The 17,191-nt window shown below is 60.7% G+C and carries 16 protein-coding genes; 9 read left to right on the top strand and 7 right to left on the bottom strand.

Annotated elements, in window-relative coordinates; translation table 11 throughout:
• Positions 1-58 precede the first annotated feature (58 nt).
• From BGRAMDRAFT_RS04050 to BGRAMDRAFT_RS04065, 4 genes are all read left to right on the top strand, one after another.
• Complete coding sequence (locus tag BGRAMDRAFT_RS04050; RefSeq protein WP_006047389.1) at positions 59-1,285, top strand: tyrosine-type recombinase/integrase; 1,227 nt, start codon at positions 59-61, stop codon at positions 1,283-1,285.
• Positions 1,276-2,220, top strand: a complete 945-nt coding sequence (locus BGRAMDRAFT_RS04055) for a tyrosine-type recombinase/integrase (RefSeq protein WP_006047390.1) — start codon at positions 1,276-1,278, stop codon at positions 2,218-2,220. Before BGRAMDRAFT_RS04050 ends, BGRAMDRAFT_RS04055 begins: the two co-directional genes overlap by 10 nt.
• Positions 2,213-2,998, top strand: a complete 786-nt coding sequence (locus BGRAMDRAFT_RS04060; protein WP_006047391.1) for a tyrosine-type recombinase/integrase — start codon at positions 2,213-2,215, stop codon at positions 2,996-2,998. The genes BGRAMDRAFT_RS04055 and BGRAMDRAFT_RS04060 overlap by 8 nt, the downstream gene beginning before the upstream one ends.
• A 632-nt stretch (positions 2,999-3,630) precedes the next feature.
• Complete coding sequence (locus tag BGRAMDRAFT_RS04065) at positions 3,631-4,233, top strand: phosphatase PAP2 family protein (protein ID WP_006047392.1); 603 nt, start codon at positions 3,631-3,633, stop codon at positions 4,231-4,233.
• A 331-nt stretch (positions 4,234-4,564) separates the two neighbouring features.
• Here the strand turns inward: BGRAMDRAFT_RS04065 and BGRAMDRAFT_RS04070 are convergent, their stop codons facing one another.
• The 6 genes from BGRAMDRAFT_RS04070 to BGRAMDRAFT_RS04095 form a co-directional block, all read right to left on the bottom strand.
• On the bottom strand, positions 4,565-5,308 hold the full coding sequence (locus BGRAMDRAFT_RS04070) for a YoaK family protein (RefSeq protein WP_044020275.1): 744 nt from the start codon (positions 5,306-5,308) through the stop codon (positions 4,565-4,567).
• A 207-nt stretch (positions 5,309-5,515) separates the two neighbouring features.
• Positions 5,516-5,830, bottom strand: a complete 315-nt coding sequence (locus BGRAMDRAFT_RS04075) for an EthD family reductase (protein WP_006047394.1) — start codon at positions 5,828-5,830, stop codon at positions 5,516-5,518.
• 158 nt (positions 5,831-5,988) lie between these two features.
• Positions 5,989-6,480, bottom strand: a complete 492-nt coding sequence (locus BGRAMDRAFT_RS04080; RefSeq protein ID WP_006047395.1) for a (2Fe-2S)-binding protein — start codon at positions 6,478-6,480, stop codon at positions 5,989-5,991.
• Positions 6,477-7,337 (bottom strand): FAD binding domain-containing protein, encoded by an 861-nt coding sequence (locus tag BGRAMDRAFT_RS04085; RefSeq protein ID WP_006047396.1) that lies wholly within the window; start codon positions 7,335-7,337, stop codon positions 6,477-6,479. Before BGRAMDRAFT_RS04085 ends, BGRAMDRAFT_RS04080 begins: the two co-directional genes overlap by 4 nt.
• A gap of 140 nt (positions 7,338-7,477) precedes the next feature.
• Entirely contained in the window at positions 7,478-9,715 is a 2,238-nt protein-coding gene (locus tag BGRAMDRAFT_RS04090; RefSeq protein WP_157140580.1) for a xanthine dehydrogenase family protein molybdopterin-binding subunit, read from the bottom strand.
• Between the two features lie 50 nt (positions 9,716-9,765).
• A complete protein-coding gene (locus tag BGRAMDRAFT_RS04095; RefSeq protein WP_006047398.1) occupies positions 9,766-11,103 on the bottom strand; it encodes an MFS transporter in 1,338 nt (445 codons plus the stop codon).
• Between the two features lie 363 nt (positions 11,104-11,466).
• Here BGRAMDRAFT_RS04095 and BGRAMDRAFT_RS04100 point away from each other — a divergent pair, with 363 nt between their 5' ends.
• The 4 genes from BGRAMDRAFT_RS04100 to BGRAMDRAFT_RS04115 all read left to right on the top strand — a co-directional run bounded on the left by BGRAMDRAFT_RS04100 (position 11,467) and on the right by BGRAMDRAFT_RS04115 (position 14,580).
• A complete protein-coding gene (locus BGRAMDRAFT_RS04100; protein ID WP_006047399.1) occupies positions 11,467-12,231 on the top strand; it encodes an enoyl-CoA hydratase/isomerase family protein in 765 nt (254 codons plus the stop codon).
• Positions 12,232-12,282: 51 nt separating this feature from the next.
• Positions 12,283-13,194: an SMP-30/gluconolactonase/LRE family protein gene (locus tag BGRAMDRAFT_RS04105; protein WP_006047400.1), complete on the top strand. Its 912-nt coding sequence runs from the start codon at positions 12,283-12,285 to the stop codon at positions 13,192-13,194.
• A gap of 88 nt (positions 13,195-13,282) precedes the next feature.
• Positions 13,283-14,107: a TetR/AcrR family transcriptional regulator gene (locus BGRAMDRAFT_RS04110; protein ID WP_006047401.1), complete on the top strand. Its 825-nt coding sequence runs from the start codon at positions 13,283-13,285 to the stop codon at positions 14,105-14,107.
• A 29-nt stretch (positions 14,108-14,136) separates the two neighbouring features.
• On the top strand, positions 14,137-14,580 hold the full coding sequence (locus BGRAMDRAFT_RS04115; protein WP_006047402.1) for a VOC family protein: 444 nt from the start codon (positions 14,137-14,139) through the stop codon (positions 14,578-14,580).
• A 126-nt stretch (positions 14,581-14,706) separates the two neighbouring features.
• On the opposite strand, the gene BGRAMDRAFT_RS04120 is transcribed toward BGRAMDRAFT_RS04115, so the two are convergent.
• On the bottom strand, positions 14,707-15,576 hold the full coding sequence (locus BGRAMDRAFT_RS04120) for a LysR family transcriptional regulator (protein WP_006047403.1): 870 nt from the start codon (positions 15,574-15,576) through the stop codon (positions 14,707-14,709).
• Positions 15,577-15,728: 152 nt separating this feature from the next.
• Between BGRAMDRAFT_RS04120 and BGRAMDRAFT_RS04125 the strand changes: the two genes are divergently transcribed.
• The gene (locus BGRAMDRAFT_RS04125; RefSeq protein ID WP_006047404.1) at positions 15,729-17,147 is read left to right on the top strand and encodes an MFS transporter; all 1,419 of its coding nucleotides are present in this window, start codon (positions 15,729-15,731) and stop codon (positions 17,145-17,147) included.
• Positions 17,148-17,191 lie beyond the last annotated feature (44 nt).

The raw sequence follows: 17,191 nt of genomic DNA on the forward strand, positions 1-17,191 counted from the left end.
TGACGTGACATAAATTTCGGCGCTTTGTGACCTTCCAATCGTCGTTCGGAGGTCTGTCATGTCCAAGAAACCAGCCCTTGCAAAGGTCGAAGGGAGTCGCCATCGCGAAGCGCCGTTTTTGCAGGAGCGGGAGCGATATTTACGCCACTGCGCCGAGTTGGGTGCAACGCCTGGCTCGCTGTGTATAAAAAGAAATGAGCTCATTTGGGTCGCTCGCCTGCTGCCTGCGACTGCATCGCAAGGCGTCGATGTCAGTTTGCTGCAGGAGATCGCGCGCAAGCGCGCATCGATGCATACGGGCGTCACGATGGAATACCGGATGATCGCAGCCGCCCTACCGTGGTTACGGTTCCTCGGGTGGTGGCGTGAGCCAATTATCGTTCTCCCGTTTCAGGGCCATCTCGACAGGTACGTCAAATGGATGCGCGATGAGCGAGGGTTCACTCCTTCCACGGTCGCTCAGTGGCAAAGCAGGACCACGCAGTTTCTTCAGTGGTGCGTAGACACCGATCGCCGCCTGGAGGATCTGCAGCCTGATGATATCGACGCCTACTTCATTCAGAATGCGTCGCGGTGGGGGCGGATATCGATGAAGGGTGTAATGGGTGCCCTCCGGATATATTTGCGTTACTCGGCAACGCAAGGTTTATGCGACTCACGACTTGCCGCGGCACTACGCACGCCGCGTGTCTACACGCAGGAATCCCTACCATATGCGCCACGATGGACCGACGTGCAACAGATCCTGGCAACCACCGCGACCGACAAGCCAGCTGACATCAGAAACCGCGCGATTTTGATGCTCCTATCGATCTATGGCATGCGCCGCGGGGAGGTAGTGGCTTTGCGCCTTGATCAGGTGAACTGGGCTGGACGCACACTGCATGTGTTTCGCCTGAAACGCCGGCAGCCGCAGGTCTATCCGTTGTTGCCAACGGTCGCCGAAGCATTGGCCAGTTATATCGACACCGTGCGTCCGCCGGCTTCTGCACCGCAGATATTTCTTGGACTGCACGCGCCACATCGTCCACTGACTCCGCAGGCGGTATTCGACCTGGTCAATGACAGGTTCAAAGCGCTGGGAATTGAGGTGAAGCATCGGGGCCCGCACGCATTGCGCCACGCCTGTGCTGCACGCTTGGTCGATCAGGGTTTAAGTCTCAAGGAGATTGGCGACCACCTCGGCCACCATAGTGCATCTGCCACAATGACTTATGCCAAGGTCGATATGCGCGCGCTACGCGAAGTCGGCGACTTCGATCTGGGAGATCTGTCATGGAGCTGATCGATGTGGTGACAGCATACGTCGCAATGCAACGGTCGTTAAGCCTGCGATTTGAAGCTGCCGACCGACTCTTGCGGCAGTTTGCCCATCAGATGGGGAATGTCGGCATTGCCGACGTCCGGCCGGATGCCGTCGTGGAATTTCTACAAGGAACGGGGCCACTTACAGCTACATGGCGGCTCAAATACAACGTGCTTGCAGGCCTGTACCGGTTTGCCATCAGCAGGGGATACAGCGAGACATGTCCGCTTCCCGCAAACGTGCCGAAGCTGCCGCCGCCCCAGACCCCCTATGTGTACTCGACCGCAGAGCTCCGCCGTTTGATCGACGCGACGCCTCTGCTGTACAACTACCGTAGTCCACAGCAGGCATCCATGTACAGGACATTGATTCTCCTGCTGTATGGCAGCGGGTTGCGCATCGGCGAAGCGCTGCGGTTGACCATTCTGGATGCGGACCTGATCGACCGTGTCATCACCGTGCACGACACGAAATTCTTCAAGACTCGTCTGGTACCGATTGGGCAACGGTTGTCGACGGAATTGGCCACGCATATCGAGCGCCGTCGGGGCCTGCCGATGCCTGAGGGCAATAACTCGCGCCTGTTCACTTCGCGCACTGGGCACGGGTGGCCGTATTCGCAAGTCATTACCCTGTTTCAGCGCCTGCGCCAGATGGCTAAAATCGAGTGCCCCGAGGGAGAGCTGCACCCACCGCGCCTGCACGATTTGAGACATACCGCGACAGTACATCGGGTTCTTGCATGGTATCGGGATGGCAAGGATGTACAACGCCTGCTCCCGCAACTAGCGACCTACCTGGGGCACGTCGATATCAAATCGACGCAGCGATATCTGCGCATGACACCGGAGTTGCTCGCGGAAGCAAGCCGGCGTTTCGCACAGTACGCGCAGTGTGGAGACGATCATGAATGACAGGAACCTGCTTGGCCCCTGGATCCGGCGCTTCATGCTTGAGCATATGGTGGCGGAACGGAACTTCTCGCCCAACACGCAGGCCAGTTACCGCGACACATTGACTTTGTTGTTACCGTTCGCGGCCAAACTCGGCGGCTTTGCGATCGACCGGATGACTGTTAAGGATCTTTCGCCAACCATCGTGCGCCAGTTCCTGGATCACGTCGAATGCGATCGGCATTGCGGTGGCGCCACCCGGAATCTGCGGCTGAGCGCGCTCCATTCTCTGGCCCGCTTCATCGGCATGCATTCACCAGTTCATCTGTCTTGGTGTAGCGAGGTACGGTCAATTCCATTCAAAAAAACGGCCAGGACATTGATCGGTTATCTCGAGAAGTCAGAGATGGATGCTTTGCTGGCAGCGCCAGACCGCCGCACGGCAATCGAGGCACGCGACTATGCATTGCTTCTGTTCCTGTACAACAGCGGAGCTCGCGCCGATGAAGCTGCGAAGTTGACCATCGGACGCTTGCAGCTCACCGAGCCGTCCACCGTTCGCATACTTGGCAAAGGAAACAAGATGCGTGTGTGTCCCCTGTGGCCGACGACGTCCTCCATCTTGACTCAACTCGTAGCCGGGCGTAGTGCAGACGACACCGTGTTCCGTGGACGGACAAATCAGCCGATGACACGGTTCGGTATACATCGTGTCGTCACCCAATATGCCAAGCTCGTGACCGGGTGGCGACAAGAGGCGTTCGTGCAAATATCCGCGGGGGGTCGTACGGGCGTATAGCGCCGCCGTTCAAGAAGGCCTCCGTCGGTTTTCTCCATACGCTTGAAGATTGGAAACCTCTCACGCTTGCCAGATTACGATGCCGTACAGACTCATAGCTTCGCCCTCCGGAAGAATTAGAAATGCTGTCGGTCCTCGGGACAGCCAGGTCTTACGACCCGCCGGTACAGCGGTCGAGTTCCGCAGTCGTGCGCTCGAGTTCCTGCACAATCGCCCCTTCATCTGGCAACACAGTCTGGTAACAGAACAACCTGCCGGACCATCAATGTGCAACGTGTTTGCGTCGAGTCCGTGAACGTTGACTTACAACTAGCTGTATTTTGCCCGGTTGCACAAGAATTAATTGCGTGCGAGCGTTAGGTTTGCTTAAGGTTTTCTTAAGGATGTCTCTGATCGACCGTTGGCGACCTGTCGATACCGTGTTCGACGCAGTTGGTTCAGTACCAAAATTCCAAACGACTCGAGATCGCGCTTTTCCCGTAGGAGACCGAATCATAAACTCGTTTAATGTGATGAAGCACGCGGCCGGACACCGAGGGCTCGCCGGACCACGAAACTGTACCGGTGGAGCCCTAAGCTTCCCATAAGATTTGGCGGCTAACATCGACTAATTTTCACTGCGATCTAGACCGATGAATGCACTGGAAGCGCTGAACCGCGCACTCTTTCTGTCGATCAACGCGACACCGGCGACGCCCGTCTGGCTTATCGACGTAGCCCGCTTTATCGCCGATGACGTGATCTATCTCGTGCCGCTTTTTCTCGCCGCGTTGTGGCTCTCGGGCGGCGAACGTCGACGCGCCGCCGCAGTGCGAGTGTGTTGCGCGGTTCTGCTGGCGCTCGGCATCAATCAGCTGATCGGTCTTGGGTGGATGCATCCGCGGCCCTTCATGATCGGCTTGGGCCATACCTTTATCGAGCACGCGCCAGATTCATCGTTTCCGAGCGACCACGTGACCGTGTTGGCAAGCGGGACCCTGACCTTGCTGCTCGCCGGCGAGCGCCGCTACGGTTTGTCGATGTTGCTCGCGGGTCTTGCCGTGGCATGGGCGCGCGTATTTGTCGGAGTGCATTTTCCGTTGGATATGGCAGGCGCCGTCGCCGTTGCGTGCATAGCCTATGCGCTGGTCGCTCCGCTATGGAAGATGTCTGGCGCTGCACTGACTCGCGGTCTCATAGCGGTGTATAGGAAGCTGCTGGCATGGCCTATCGGGCGCGGCTGGCTTTCGTCGTGATGGCGTGGCGGCGGATTGGTCGATTGGCGAAGTCCGCATGAAAGCACGGAAGTTGGCGTGAAAAGTCTGCAAGCTCATTCCAGCTTCCTGGCAAGAGCGCCCACCTCCAACAGCTGGGCGAAGTCCCTGTAAATCTCCTGCAGCTCCCTCCACCTGGATTCTCTGCCGCCGCTGATTCACATCCGATCGGACTTCGCATAGTAATTATGTCCGCTGACAACCGAGGCGATAGGCGCTCTCCGACCTGATTCGTCGATCAATTACCGCTGATGTGCGTCCGCTTCGCGTGCGAATGCAGAAACCTGTCAAGCGATGCAGCCTCGCGTTTCGCCTAACCTCGATAACCACGCACATCGTCGACGATGGGGACAACGGCGAGAGTAACAAGGACGATCGCAAGGGGAACGGTCGACGCAAATCCCAGGTGTCTAAAGCCTACTGCGCCAGTAAGTCCACCTACCAGGAACGACAGTAACAGCGATCCGAGAAGCTTTAGTTTCTGTCGATCTCCGCAGACCAGGTTGCCGGGCATTGCCCCGACATTCCAATAGAACAGCTTACCAAGCTGGATGCCAATATCGGTCACGAGACCAGTAACGTGTGTCGTCCGGATTTCCGCCTTTGAAACCTTTGTGATCATAGCGTTCTGCAGTCCCATCACGTAGCAGAGAAGGCAGACGGTAGCCGGCACGAAGAGCACGTGGTGCGATTCGAGATTCGAGCCGAGGACACCGAAGATCAGAAGCAGCGACGCCTCGAGCATCAACGGCATCGCGTATTGGCTCTGCAAGCGCCTGCGTCGTCCCCAGTTGATCAGGATCGCTGACGTGGCCGCGCCGACCAGAAAGGACAACAAGGAACTCAATCCCGCCACAGCCACATCAATGTCGCCAAGCGCGACGTTATCGGCAAGCGACGAAACAATGCCGGACATGTGTGAGGTGTACTGACCCACAGCGAGGAATCCGCCAGCGTTGGCTGCTCCAGCGACGAACGCGAGCGATCGCCCGAGGCGACGATTCGCGACGTCGCTGCGCTCAGGCGCCGTGAAACCGCGAAGATAATTGATGGGCATGCGGATCAGTTCGGTTTCGGGGGGCGGTTCACAAAGGTTGCACACGATTGAGCTTGTCGATCCTAACATGAGACGACGCTGCTTCAGCCTGCGTTTCAGACGAACCGTGTCAGCCAACGCGCGTGTCGGGCGTCGCCTGGACTGCCCGATGAACCATCCGAGGAAAGAAGTGAGCGCTGCGTCCGAGTTCGCTTCGCAGGTGCCTCGTTATAGCGCTGTCGCACGCACGCGGCGCGGTGCAATATCCGTGAAGCGTGTCACGTCGGCCATCACGGCGGGCGCTTCAGGCGACGTAAAAGCCGCATCGACCGATGCTTCGTCACGAAACCTGCATTCGCAGATCGCAAGCGTTCCGGCCTGCTGCTCGGCGGGGAAAAAGGCCGCGACCTCGACAAGGCCGTAGCGCGACCAGTGATGCATCACAAGGGGCAAATGACGGTCGACGTAATACGCGCGATCGAAGCGCGCACCGGCCTTGCCTTCGTAGGTGACATAGATCGTGACGGTGGCATCTCTCGACATGCTGTTCTCCAGTGACTAAGGCGTGAAAGGCGGCGTCGATCGGATGCATCGCACCGGTGATGTCGCGGGCGCCGAAACCAGATTCAGGCGGGTCTCGCGGCTTCACCGTTTATCGCGGCGGACCGATCGGTACAGTGATGTAGACCGCGAGAACGCTGCTAGCCTGGGTCGTCGGCCGGCGCGCGCATACTCTCGCCATGCGCCGCACGATGGATCGCATTGACGATGCTCTCGTAGCCGGTGCACCGGCACAGATTGCCGCTGATCGCGTGACGTATCTCTTCGTGACTCGGCGACGAGTTGTGCCTCAGGAGGTCCGCCGCCGCGATCAGCATGCCGCTCGTGCAGAATCCGCATTGGAACCCGTTCTCCGCAATGAACGCCTCCTGCAGCGCCTCGATTCCGCTGAGGCCTTCGATCGTCCGCACGTCGTTTCCAGATATCGACGCCGCAAGCACAAGACAGGACTTCCTTACCTCGCCGTCGATCAAGACCGTGCACGCGCCGCAATCGCCGGTCAGGCATCCGATGCGCGTGCCTTTCGCATCGAGTGCATCGCGGATGAGTTCGACGAGCAACAGTCGCGAGTCCACTCGTTCAGACCGCGGCTCGCCATTGAGCGTGAGCCGCACCTCGATCGTTCCTTTCATGTCTTCGTTCCCGTGAGCAGGACGCGTAAATGCCGTTTCACGACGCCAGGCACAACGGCGCGCCGATAGTCCGCGTCCGCGAGTTCATCGCTCCAGCCTTCGCCGACAAGATCTTGCGCACTCGTTGCCGCATGCTCGATAAACGCATCGGGCGCGAGCAAAACCTGTTCGTCGATCGCGAAGCGGCGATACGCCGGCCGTCGGCCGGCCGCGCCGACTGCAAGCCGCACACTGATCTGCTCGCCCCGATGCAGGGAGCACGCAACGGTCACGATGGGCCACGAACTCGCACTCGCCTTGTACTTCTGATACTCACAGGCGACGAGCGTCGTGTCGCGCGGCACGCGTACGCCAATGAGAAACTCGTCTGCGCGGCGCGCGGTGCAAAAGGCGTCGATAAAAAACTCTCGCGCAGCGACATGACGCACGCCCTGTGACGAGCGCAATTCGAACTCTGCCTCGAGCGCCGCGAGACATCCCGGTGCGTCGGACGAAGGATTCGCGTAGCTTGCTGCCCCACCGAGCGTGCCCTGATTGACGATCGATGCACCGCCCGTGACCTGCGCGGCCATCGCCGCAAGCAGCGGCGCCTGGCGTGCCACGAGCGGTGAAGCGAGCAATTGCGCATAGGTCGTCATCGCGCCGATGTGCAGATGCATATCGTCGAGCGCGATTTCATCCAGACGGAGCGCACCGAGACTGATGACATGTCCGGGACACACGAGATTCGCCGACATCGACGGCACCAGCATCGTGCCGCCGCCGAGCACCGAGGCATCCTCGCGAAAGGCGGCTAGCAAGGCAGCCGCTTCGTCGAGGTCCCTCGGTTGGTGAAAATCGAAGTAATGGCCGATCACGCGCGTCGCTCCTCGAGGGACGCCATCACGCGCGCCCGGCGTCGCCGCACGTGCGTCAGCGCGCGTCGTCACCGAGTGCATTCGCCACGGCATTGGTCACCGCTGAGAGCGCACCGCCTAGCCCCGATTCGCCCGGCGCCTCATGCCGAGCGATGAAACGGATCAGCGTCACGCGATGTCGACGCGAATGGCGGAAGATCGTTAGCTCGAGGCAATAGATAACTCTTGAAGCGATCGGTGATCATGCGTTGATGTTCATCGAACTTGATCAGTTCCCACAGCGCGACGCCGATGCCCATCACGACCGCCCCTCTAAGTTGCGCTTCGACGAGCGCCGGATTGACCATTGCGCCGCAGTCGTGCACCACGGCATAGTCGAGCAGCCTGCTATTGCCAGTCGCCGTGTCGAGTTCGAGCGCCGCGGCATGCACGGAATATGAGAACGTCGGGTATGTGGCGATACGGCCTTGCGCATCCGGCTCCACGCGCACATTCTGCGGCGCGAAGCTGCGCGTCACTTCGAGCGGCAGCGTCACGCCGGCTGCCACGGTGAATGGCCGTAGATGCGCCCCGAGCGCGAGTTCGGCCACTGCGATCCTCGTGCCGTTCGACTCGCGCCACGCATGACCGTCGCGCAGTGAAATGTCTTCGGGCGCACCGCCGAGCAGGTTGGCGGCGCACTGACAGAGCCGTGCGCGCAACTCCTGCGCGGCGAGATACGCGGCGGTCCCGCCGTACATCAGCGCACGGCTGCTCGCGTTGCCGGTGCCGAGCGGCGTCACGTCTGTGTCCCCCTCGATCACGCTGACCTGGTCCGCGCGCAGGCCGAGTTCACCGGCGACCATCTGCGCAATGCCGGTATCGCTGCCGCTGCCCGGAGACGTCACGCCCGTCAGCACCTGCACGTCGCCCGACGGCATCATGCGAACGGTGGATGTCTCGTATCCATTGGGAAAGTTACCGGGCCGCGCCCCGCCTTCCGGCGTTAGTTCGAACGCAATGCCAATACCGATGCGACGCTCGCTGGTACGCGCTGCGCTTGCGCGCTCCTGCCATTGCTCGTAATCGAACATCGTCAGCAACTGCTCAAGGCCGCCCGGATAGTCGCCGCTATCCACGTTCAGCCCGGACGGCAGCAAACGCGGCAAGGCGTCCCGTGCGACCAGATTGCGACGCCGCAATTCGACTGCATCCATGCCAGTTTGCCGGGCCAGCCGATCGATTGCATGTTCCAGCACGAGGTTGCCGATCTCTTTGCCGTAACCGCGTATGGCTTGCCAGGGCGGTCGATTGGTGATCGCGAGAGAGCACTCGACGTCGCAGTGCTCAATCGTATAGACGGTCGGAAACACGGCCGGCGTGACGAGCGCCATCGCCCAGCTATGACCGGCGCCGATGATGCCGACATCCACCATGATGCGGTCACGCCAGCCGATGAGCCTGCCTTGCTCATCCGCCGCGATCTCATAGCTGTGATGCTGCGAACGCGCACCGGCGAGCAGTGTTTCGCGCCGTTCCTCGACCCAGGCGACCGGGCGTTTCGTGATCCGGCTGAACAGCGCGACCAGCACTTCTTCGGGATGCCCAGCCATCTTCAGCCCGAACGTACCGCCGATGCGCGGCGCGATCACGCGGACCTGCGACTCCTTCACACGCAAGGCCGCTGCAATCAGCCAGCGGCTCGTATGAGGGTTCTGGAACGTGCCGGTCAACGTGTAGCGTTCGCCGTGCGCGTCCCACTGGGCGACGTAGCACAGCGTTTCCATTGGTGCACTGGTCGACGGGCCGACCGTCAGTTCCCCTCGTGCGATGTGCGCCGCGCGCTCGAATGCAGCATCGGCGTCCCCCGAACGAATGCGGTCGCGCACGAACAGGTTCGTATCCCAGCCGGGCTGAACCACCGGCGCACCTTCGCGCAGGGCGTCGCGCGCGTTCGCGGTTGCCGGTTGCACTTCGTATTCGACGCGAATCTTCGCGAGCGCGGCTTGCGCGTCGTGCACCGACGTCGCCACGAGCGCCGCGACCGGTTGGCCGAAGTACGTCGCGTGCTCGAGTGCAAGGCAACGACTTTGTAAAGGCCCGCGTGCGCCTTGTGCGGGAAGATCCATGGCCGGCGGCATTGCATCGCTCATGCGCGCTGCGTCTTCTCCCGTGAGGCCCGCGACGACACCCGGCATGGCGAGCGCACCCGAGAGGTCGATCGAGACGATCGTCGCACACGCGTGAGCGCTGCGCAGGATGGCTAGATGGAGCGCGCCTGCGGGAATGAGATCGGCACCGTAATCGACGCGCCCCGAAACGAAGCGCGCTGCGTCCAGACGCGCCACGTTCTCCCCGAGCAGGCTGCCCGGCGACGCGTCCTTGAAAGTCTGTTCCATGTTTGTCGCGCGACGGCCCGATTGCCCGGACCTCGCCGTTCGTTGGTTGCTCATCGGCTCGCCTGGCGTCCCACGCGCACGCAGAGCATCGCGCATGCGCCGAGCGCCAGCAGTGTCGTCATCAGAAAAAGTCCGCTGTTGAGTGTGCCGCTCAGCGTCTTGAGCCAGCCCATCGCGAACGGACTGGCGAAACCGCCGAGCAGACCAAGGCTGTTGACGAATGCGATCGCCGGAGCAGCGGCGGGCGACCCGGCGAAATAGTCGGACGCGAGCGACCACAACAGCGGAATCGTGACGAACACCGTGGTCGATGCGATCGTCAGGAGCACGATGGTCGCAGTCAGATCATGCGCCAGAAGCGGCAGCAGTGAAAGTGCGGTCGCGCCCGCCAGGGCCGCCAGTGCGCCGTGCCAGCGACGTTCGAGAAGCCTGTCCGAGTTGCGGCAGATCAGCACCATGCCGATCGTGGCGATGCCGTACGGAATGGCCGAGAGCCAGCCAATGCGCTCCACGCTCGTCGCGCCTGCGCTCTTCAGTACCGTCGGCACCCAGAAGCTCAGCGCATAAGTGCCGCAAATAAAGGTGAAATAGGCGAAGCTGATCACGTACACCTTCGGGTCGGCGATGACCTGCCGCAACTGCGCGGCGTGTTCCGCGTCGGCTTCGCGGCCGTCGTCGCGCAGTGCGTGGCGCAAGGTGTCGCGCTCCGGTTCGGTGAGCCATTTCGCTCGCTCGATGTCGTCCGAAAGGGTGAACCAGGTCACGATGCCAAGCAGCACCGCCGGCGCCGCTTCCACGATATAGAGCCACTGCCAGCCCGCCAGACCCGCAACGCCCGCGAGCCGCGACATCGCCCAACCAGACACCGGGCCGCCGATCATCCCCGCGATCGGAAATCCGGTCATGAAGAGACCGAGAATCTGCCCGCGACGGTTGCGCGGGAACCATTGACTCAGGAAGTAGACGACGCCGGGAAAAAAGCCCGCCTCGAACACGCCGAGCAGAAAGCGCAGTACGTAGAACGCGGTCGGGCTCGATACGGTCGCCATTGCGCAGCCGGTGAGACCCCATAGGACCATGATGCGCGTGATGGTCTTACGTGCGCCGATGCGTTGCAGAAGCAGATTGCTCGGCACTTCGAACAGAAAGTAGCCGATGAAAAATATTCCCGCGCCTAGTCCGTACACGGCATCGCTGAAGCCGAGCGCGTCCTGCATCTGCAGCTTCGCGAAGCCGACGTTGATGCGGTCCAGATACGCGATCACATAGCAGACGATCAGAAGCGGCACGAGCCGCATCGCGACCTTGAGGTAAAGCGCGCGCTGCGCGTCTTCCGGGGCCGTTACCTGAGCGGGGGCGTGTACATCGAGAGCGATTTTGCGCGACATGATGACCCTCTCAATGAAGTGGAATGGAACGGCACGTGAATGACGGAAAGCGTTTCATGAGGCTGTCTCCTTGAGCCTGTCGGCGCGCAGATGGTCCGGCGGCGTCTGCTCTTTTTGGGGGGCGCGCCCGAAGGCGGCGGAACGTTCGCGCCGAAAACTGATCGATCGAACAGTCAGCACAGTAGCCGACGAGCCAACTTCCGGTCAACCCGAAACATGGTCGATTTCGCCGGGGACTTTCCCTTGTTGACTGATCGATCAGTCAGGCGTAGTCTCGGCAGCTGAACACCTCGCCTCGCGAACAGCGACACGTTTGCGACAGGCGTCAGAGGGACTTTTCAACCTTCATCAGAGGAAAGAGCCGTGAGCACCTTCAACGAGTACTCAGACAAATTCGAGACCATCCGCATGACACGTACCGATGGCGTACTGGAGATGCACTTCCACACGCACGGCGAGCCACTGGTATGGAATCTGACAGCCCATCGCGAGTTCGAGCAGGCTTTTCTCGATGTAGGACGCGATCGGGACAACGAGGTCGTGATCATGACCGGCACGGGCGATGCCTTCAGCGGACCGGCCATTGCGCCCGGCATGCATCAGAACCGCAATTCGATGACGCCCACGGTCTACGATCCGATCTACTGGGAAGCGAAGCATCTGCTCATCAACCTGCTCAACATCGAGGCGCCGGTGATCAGCGTCATCAACGGCCCGGCCGTGCGGCATGCAGAGATCCCGCTGCTCGGAGACATCGTGCTCGCATCCGACACCGCGACGATCCAGGACACCGCACACTTCCAGGGAGGCATGGTGCCGGGCGACGGCATGCATCTGATCATGCCGCTGCTGATGGGTCGCGCGCGCGGCCATTACTTTCTTCTGACAGGTCAGAGCATTCCCGCCAGCGCGGCGCTCGAAATGGGATTAGTGAACGAAGTGCTGCCGTCGGCCGAACTTTTGCCGCGCGCCCGCGAACTCGCCAGGCTGATGCTCAAGCAGCCGCGTCTCGTGCGACGCTATACACGCACCTGCCTGAACCAGGAACTGAAAGCACGACTGCACGACGTGCTCGGATACGGACTCGCGCTGGAAGGCATCGCCCGCATGAGAGAAGTGGCCGCCTGAGCGGGACCCGATTCTTCCTATCTGCATCACTTCACAAATCAAGGAGGCAGCATGACTGTCAGCAGTATTACCAGACCGATCGATATGGTAGGTTCGGTCATCGATGTGGTCGATTCCACGCCCGATGTGCTCGGCGAGTCGATCATCTGGGATGAGAAAACGCAACTTCTCTGGTGGGTGGACGGGATCGGTCAATCGATCCATCGCCTCGACATTTCAAGCGGCGCCAAGAAGAGCTGGCTGATGCAGGAAGAGATCGGCAGCATCGGCCTGCGCGCCAAAGGCGGCCTGATCGTAGGCATGCGCTCGGGCTTCTACTTCTTCTCGCCCGAAACCGGTGAGCTGACCGAAGTTGCGCGTCCCGATGCCGAGCGTCCGAAGAACCGCTTCAATGACGGCAAATGCGACAGGCACGGCCGCTACTGGTCGGGCACCGTGGAAGCGGCCGCCTACACCCCACGCGGACGTTTGTTCCGGCTGGATCCCGATCTGAAGCCGAAACTCATCATGGAAGGCATCACGTGCATCAACGGGCTGAGCTTTAGCCCGGATAACCGCCTGATGTTCATGACCGACTCGTTCAGTTGCCAGATCGACGTGTTCGACTACGACTCCGTCGACGGCGCCATCTATAACCGCCGCAAGTTCGCCGAAGTTCCGCTCGGACGTGGTATCTGCGACGGCTCGACCGTCGATGCCGACGGGTGCTTCTGGAGCGCGAACATGGACGGCTGGTGCGTCACGCGCTACGACCCGCGCGGACGAATCGACATGGTCATCAATCTCCCGGTGCGACGCGTGAGCAGCCTGTGCTTCGGCGGTCCCGATCTCGACACCCTCTTTATCACTACGGCGCGCCGGCGCATGAGCGAGAAGGAACTCGCGCAGCAACCGCTCGCGGGCAATGTGCTCGCGGTACGTCCCGGCGTGAAAGGACTGCCTGAGCCGGAATTTCTCGGATAACGGTGTGGGCTGCCTGGTATATCGCGTCGTATGAGGATCGCGATATACTGACTGATCGATCGAATAGTACGGTGAGGGAGTCGCCTGGATGAAGACAGAACGCGAAAAGAAGGTGTCGGCACGCACGGGCAACAGTGTTCAGGAACCAGAGCACGCGCCGGGCACCCGCCTCTCCGCGATCCTGAATGCGGCCGAACGGGTGTTCGGTGAGCACGGCTACGCCGGCGCGAGCATGCGGAACATCGCAGAGGAAGCGGGCGTCGCGCAGGCGCTCGTGCATTATCACTACGCGACCAAGGACAAGCTCTACGAGGCCGTGTTCGAGCGACGGTCGTCGGCGATCAATCAGCACCGTGGCAAGCTGCTCGACGCCCTGTTCGCGAGCGAAAGCACCGCGACCGTCGAAGACGTGCTGACGATCGCCTTCACCCCGCTGTCGGAAATTTTTCATGGCGAGGATGCGGTGAATCTCGCGCTTTACGTGCAACTCGTCGCGTCCGTCAGTCTCGGCAGCGACGAGCGTTCACGGCGCATTCGCGAAACCTACTATGACCCGATCGCGGAGCGATTCATCGACGCCCTGCATACGGTCTTGCCTGGCATTGCACGCGAGCAGGCGGTGTGGGCGTATCTGTTTTCGGTGGGAGCGCGGCAGCAGGCCCATGCACTCAATGGCCGGGCGATGCGACTGGGTGCACGGGACCGCGCCAGGAAGTCGACGGCGCACTATTCCGACCTCGTGCGCTTCGCGGCGGCGGGCATACGTGAGTTGGTGCGGAACGAAACCGGCACGAACGCACGATCGAAGGAGCCCGAAGGCCGCGTCGCAAAGCTCTCGAGTGGTCGAACGAAGAAATCGCAAGCCGGCACCGTCGCAAACACACCGACTCGTAGCGTGCGCGGTCGCGAGTGACGCGACGCACCACCTGTGGAGAAATATGAATGACTGATCTAAGCAAATCAGGCTTGCCGACGCAGCAGTTGATTGAATTCGATAACGTCGCTGTCTCGGTGACTGACATCAATCGATCCGCAGACTGGTACGGGCGCCTCTTCGGGTTTCGTCGAGGATACTCGACCTACATCGAACCACTCGAGGCCGATTTCCAGATTCTCGAAAGAGACGACATACGGATCGAACTTCTTTCGCGTGCAACGACCGTTCGCAATCCGGACGCGGATATTGTGCCGGGGCCGCACATCGACCGGACCGGGGCGAAGGCGATCGTTTTTCGCACATCGAGCCTCGAAGCCGTCACATCTCACCTCGAGAATGAAGGCGCGGTCTTCGAATGGAAACTCAAGCCTCTCTCTGCAGACGGCTTACGGTCGACGATGGTTCGAGACCCCGACGGTACGATCATCAACATCCTGCAGTACCCGTAGTTATTCACCTACGAGCTCATTGGCCCAAATGCGGGCGTACTCGCGCGTCGACGCGTTCAGCCGACTCGGCAACAAATAATCGGCGGGCTTGAGCCACCTATCAGTGCAGCATCGTGATCGGTTTACTCACTGGGCTGCAGTCATCGAATCCGACAGCATCGTCTCGGCGATATCCAGCATCGCGCGCAAGCGATCCATGTGTCGCAGGTCCTGATGATAGCCAACCCACAAATCCCGCATGGGAGGTTGATCGGGCGTGTCGATGCGATGCAATCCGGAGATTGCATCGCCAAGTGGCCTTGGCAGCACCGCAATACCTACCCCTCTCAGGCACATCTGTGCCTGGACCGTTCGATTTGTGCTTGTGAAGGCTCGTCGTGAAAGCGGGAACCTTTCCAGCACCCAACTGACGTCGGGAAAGTGCGACTGCGCGGTATTCATGAGAATGAGCCCTACGGATGCCGGATCGTCCTGCAACGCCTGTGCGGTTGCCGCCGACGCATAGAGGCCATATTGAATTCGCGTTAGACGGCGCTGAACAATATCCGGCTCGCTGAACGGCACGATGCGAAAGGCGACGTCCGCCTCACGACGTGAGAGATCGAGTAGTCGATAGCTTGCAATCACTTCCGGCACGACAGCGGGATGACGGCGCGTCAACTCGGCCAGGACGGGAGCCAGTACATAGCCGGCAAACCAGTCCGCCGATGAGATCCGCAGGATGCCTTCGAGGCGTTGGTTGTTGCCGCTCAGACGCCTTTCCATGGACAGCGCGGCATCCTCCATGGATTCCGCCAGCGCGAGCACGGTGTCCCCGGCGTCCGTGAGCACGAGTCCGTCCTTTGTCCGACGAAAAAGCGGCTGCTTCGCTTCGTCCTCAAGCACCTTGATTCGCCGACCCACTGTCGGATGGCTCACATCCAGCATCCGGGCGGACTCGCCGAAGGACCCGCTGCGAGCTACTGCCAGGAAGATGCGAACGTCGTTCCATTCCATGCCCGATCTCCGTACAAAATTGCACGGCAAATATACATGGACGTCAGTATTCGAACAATGTTGTTCGGAGCACTATACGGCTCGATAAACGGATGTCCCCGCGAACCGACTGCGCGCCAATCCCAAGCCAGTCTGATCTGGAACCTCAAGATATGAATACCGAAGCCCGGCAGGTTGTTATCACTGGGACAGCAGCCTCCGACTCCCGGCGCTGGCTCGCCCTGGCAGTGCTGTTGACCGGCACGCTGCTGCCACCTTTGGACTTCTTCATCGTCAACGTGGCGCTACCTACCATACGTACGGGCCTGCAAGCATCTTCAGATGTCTCGCAGTTGGTGATCTCGGTGTACGCCGCGGCCTATGCCGTCACCCTGATCCTGGGCGGTCGCCTCGGCGATCTTTATGGCCGGAAGCGCGTATTCATCGCTGGCATGCTCGGCTTTGGGGTCGCTTCGGCGTGGTGTGGCCTGGCACCGTCGTCGGACATGCTTGTCGTCGGCCGGCTGCTGCAAGGGATCTCCGCAGCGATCATGGCACCGCAATCATTGGCCTCGATACACGCCATCTTCCCGGAAAGAGAAAAGAATCGCGCGTTGAGTCTATACGGCGCGACATTCGGCCTGGCCTCTGTGGGCGGTCAGCTGCTGGGGGGAATGCTGGTTTCCGCCAGTCCGTGGGGACTGGGGTGGCGCAGCGTATTTTTGATCAACCTGCCGATCATCATCGTTGCCGTTCCAGCTGCAACGATGCTGCTGCGTGAAAGCCGAGCCGAGCGTTCGCCTCGCCTGGACGTGCCAGGGGCGTTGATGCTCGCGGTTGGCTTGCTGGCGCTCGTGGTTCCGCTCATCGAAGGGCAAGAACACCGCTGGCCGTGGTGGTGCATAGCGCCGCTGATCCTGAGCATGCCATTGCTATGGGCCTTCTGGCAGTATGAAAAGGCACAGGAGCGCGCCGGCAGAACTCCTCTCGTTCTGCCCTCGCTTCTAGCCGTGCGCAAGTTGCGACAAAGCTTGGCGTCAACGTTCTTCTTCTACGCGCTCGCTGCGTTCTTCCTGGTGTTTGCCGTGTATGAACAGGCCAGCCTGCGTCACGACGCGTTGACGGCCGGCTTGGCCATCGTGCCGCTCGGCATCGGGTTCTTCCTCGGTCCACTGTGCAGCCCGTACATCGCCCGGCGTATAGGCACACGCACTGCCGCGTTTGGCATGGGTCTGGAGGTGCTCGGTCTGATCATGGTCGCAGCGCTGGCGTTCGCCGGTGCGTCGTCGTGGCTTGCGTTGCCGTTGTTTTTGATTGGCGCCGGGCAAGGTATCGCCCTTCCTGCGCTAGTGCGCCTGAACGTAGACCATGTGGAAACACGTTGGGCGGGGCTGGCCTCGGGCCTGGTAAGCGCTACGTTGCAGATCAGCGCTGCAGTAAGCGTCGCCTTGTTCGGCGGTCTATTCATCGCGATCGCGCCTGATGGTGCAAGCGCTCAGGACGTGCAGCTGGGCTTTGCGGTGGCTTCATTGGCCATAGGCGCGTCACTGGCACTGGCAGCCGGACTAAGTTGGAGACTCCGGGAATCATGAAGAATCAAGATCGATACGAAATTATCCAAACATAGAAATTCTTG

Origin of the sequence: Paraburkholderia graminis C4D1M, from assembly GCF_000172415.1 — a bacterium.
GTDB classification, from domain to species: domain Bacteria; phylum Pseudomonadota; class Gammaproteobacteria; order Burkholderiales; family Burkholderiaceae; genus Paraburkholderia; species Paraburkholderia graminis.